This window comes from Streptomyces sp. HSW2009, assembly GCF_040240285.1.
In the GTDB taxonomy this organism is placed as follows: Bacteria; Actinomycetota; Actinomycetes; order Streptomycetales; family Streptomycetaceae; genus Streptomyces.
In genome coordinates this window covers 1-2,608 of sequence record NZ_JBEHZD010000805.1, presented here as the reverse complement: position 1 = coordinate 2,608, position 2,608 = coordinate 1, and the positions used below count along the sequence as shown (strand labels likewise).

The window sequence follows — 2,608 nt, the reverse complement described above, 5'->3', positions numbered from 1 at the left end:
GGGCCCCCCGGGGGGGGGGGGGGCGCCCCCGGGGGGGGGGGGGGGCCCCCCCCCCCGCCGGGGGGGCCCCCCCCCCCCCCGCGGGGGGGGGCGCGCCCCGCCCGCCGAGCGCCCCTCGGCTGATGCGGTTCGGGTGCCGCCGCGGCCGGGCGGCGACGCCTCGTAGCCCCCGGGTCGCAGGGCCAGGGGCTGTCGACCCGTACCAGCCCGGTGGCCCTGCCGGCCCCGCAGGCCCGGTGGTCTACCCGTTCTTCAGCCAGCCCTCCCGCACCCCCGCCGCGAGCAGTTGTTCGGTGCAGTTCCACAGGGTGTGGGAGCCCTGGTCGATGACCGAGGTGCGCTCGTGGACGCGGGGGTGGGTGACGTCGGGGGCGCGCCAGGTGCCGCCCTCGTTGCCCGCGTTCAGGAGCAGGGGTTGGAACCGGTCGAGCGCCTTGGCGAACTTCGCCTCGGGGGTGTGGCGTTCTTCGAACTCGTCCCACAGCGCGTGGAACTCGGCCTCCTGGTCGGCCGGGAGGAGCGCGAACAGCCGCTGGGCCGCGGCGCGTTCGCGCTCGGCCTGGGTCTGGCGGGCCACGTCGTCGAACAGGCAGGTGTCGCCCGCGTAGATCTCGACGAGGTCGTGCACCAGGACGAGCTTGAGGGTGCGTTCGACGTTGATGGGCTCGTTGGCGTACTCGGCGAGCAGGAGCACCATCAGGGCCAGGTGCCAGGAGTGTTCGGCGTCGTTCTCGCGCCGGTCGGCGGACAGCAGGGGGCTCAGCCGCAGGACGGTCTTCAGCCGGTCGGTCTCGGCGATGAAGGCGATCTGCTGGGCCAGGCGTTCAGGTATGTCGAGGCGGAGTTCCTCGGTGTCCAGGAGCGGCTTCGTGGTGTCGCGGGTGGGCGGTGAGGTGGTCATGTCGTCCTTTCCCAGGGCCGTCGGCTGTCTCGGGCGTGCGGGGATGGTCGGGCGGCGCGGGCCGGTGGTGCCGGCCGGCGAGCGCCGGTGCGGTGGGCGCCGGTGCGGTGGGCCGTGTCCCCCGGGTCAGTCTGCGGCACCCCCGTCGGTGGAGTTGCCGCGGCCCCGTTCCGTACGCGCGAGTGGTTCGGGAAGCGGTGGCCGTACGCGCGGGCAGCGCGGGCCGGCCGGGCCGCGCCCGGGTGGGCCGTGCCCGGGTGGGCCGTGCCCCGGTGGGTGGGCCCGACCGAACCGGGCCCGGACCGATGGCCCGGCCAGGCTGTGCCCAGGTGGGTGGCGCAGCCAGGTCGTGCCCAGGTGGGTGGCCCGGCCGCTGGTCAGACGTGGAGGAGTTCGAGCAGTCGGTCGCGGTCGAGCCGTTCGACGATGGTGACCGGCGGCCGGTCCCGCAGGGTGTCTCGCCAGTCGACGGCGGTGGCGCCGTGGCGGGCGCTGCCGGGTGCGTACTCGGCGTAGACGCGGTGTTCGGACGCCTGGGTGACCACGGTCGGGTCGAGTGCGACGGCCATGGCCAGCGGGTCGGCGCGGACGTACGCGCTGCGCTGCGCGTAGGACGGGTCGGTGACGAACCGGTTGGCCACCACCCGCCGCAGGGTGGCTGCGGCGCGGCTCGGACCGTCGAAGAAGGAGGTGAACTCGGCCGGGGCGAAGGCGTGGTCCAGCGTGGTTTCCCAGGACAGCAGGACGAGTCCGGGGAAGTGGGCGAAGACCAGGTCGGCGGCGGCCGGGTCGGCTCCGGTGTTGAATTCGGCGCTGATGGTGAGGTTGCCCCGGCCGTGGATGGCGCCGCCCATCACCACCACCCGGTCCAGGAGTTGTGGCAGTCGCGGTTCGAGCCTGAGGGCGAGGGCGACGTTGGTGAGCGGGCCGAGGGCGACGAGGGTGGTCTCGCCCGGGTGCCGGTGGGCGGTCTCGATGAGCGCGAGCGCCGCCGGCGTGCCTTGTTCCCCGGTCTGCGTGACGGACCAGCGGCCGAGTTCGCCGAGGCCGTCCGCGCCGTGGATGTCGGGTGCCTCGCTGCGCGGCCCTGCGATGGGCCCCGCGGCGCCCCGGTACACCGGGACCGTGGCCGCGTCCTCGCCGTACGCGCCCAACAGCCAGCGGGCGTTGTCGGTCACCGTGTCGATGCCGACATTGCCGGCGACCGTGCAGACCGCGGCGACCGGGACGTGCGGGCGCCGGGGCGCGGGGACCAGGGCCATGGCCAGGGCGTGGGCGTCGTCGAGCCCGGGGTCGGTGTCGATGACCAGCACGCTCATGGGTGAGCTCCCTCCGGGAGGTGGAACACGGCAGTGACCACGGCCCTCGGCTGGGGCCGCCGCAGGGTGGCCGGACGGCGGGCGGGCCGTGGTGGTGACCGTGGTGGTCGGGGTGTGCCTTGTGGGTGTGTGGCCGGCGGGCGGTGGGTTACGCGCGCCGCCGGTGGGGGCCGGGTCGTACGCCGGACGCGGTGCGGCCGGTTGGGGTCAGCCGCGGTGTGGTCGGGACCGCTGTGCGGGGCAGGCGGCCGGGGCGGGCTGCGGGCCCGGGGGCGCGGGGGCGGGGGGCCCCCCGCGGCCGCGCCGGGGGGGGGGGGGGCGGGGGGGGGGGTGGGGGTGGCGCGCGCCGGGCGCCGCGCGGCCCCCGCCCCCCCCCCCCCGCCGCGCC

Annotated in this window: 2 protein-coding genes; both read right to left on the bottom strand. The window is 76.8% G+C overall.

Features of this window, described 5'->3' with window-relative positions; translation table 11 throughout:
- Positions 1-241: 241 nt before the first annotated feature.
- Entirely contained in the window at positions 242-901 is a 660-nt protein-coding gene (locus AAHZ94_RS32380; protein WP_349997280.1) for an HD domain-containing protein, read from the bottom strand.
- Positions 902-1,278: 377 nt separating this feature from the next.
- Positions 1,279-2,220, bottom strand: coding sequence for a nucleoside hydrolase (locus AAHZ94_RS32375; protein ID WP_349997279.1), 942 nt, complete (start codon positions 2,218-2,220; stop codon positions 1,279-1,281).
- Positions 2,221-2,608: the final 388 nt, after the last annotated feature.